The following is a 448-nucleotide window of genomic DNA, read 5'->3' on the forward strand; positions in this document are numbered from 1 at the left end:
GCCCGGACACCAAGGACATCTGCTACGCCACGCAGAACCGGCAGGCGGCGGTGCGGGACCTCATCAAGCTCGTCGATGTCCTGCTGGTCGTCGGGGCCCGCAACTCCTCCAACTCGAACCGCCTGCGCGATGTCGGCGAGGAGGCGGGCGTTCCGTCCTACCTGGTGAACGACGGCAGCGAGGTCGATCCGAAATGGCTCGAAGGCGTGGAGCGCGTCGGCCTGACCGCTGGCGCTTCCGCGCCGGAAGTCCTGGTCGACAGCGTCATCGACGCCTTGCGCCGCCTCGGCCCGCTCGAGGTCTCGGTCCTCGACGGGACCGAGGAGAACATCACCTTCAACCTCCCCCAAGTGCTCCGCATCCCGGATACCGCTCCGGCGCTTGCGAGCGCGTGAGAGAAGCGAGAGAAGCTCCGTGGGTATTCCTCTCCGCCAGGTCGTCGATGTCG

Annotated in this window: 1 pseudogene; it reads left to right on the forward strand. The window is 67.4% G+C overall.

The window, feature by feature from the left end:
- Positions 1-395: pseudogene (locus AC2JF9_RS09280) on the forward strand (hypothetical protein); the annotation flags it as partial.
- Positions 396-448: the final 53 nt, after the last annotated feature.

Source organism: Lactobacillus sp. C449L, from assembly GCF_059900815.1.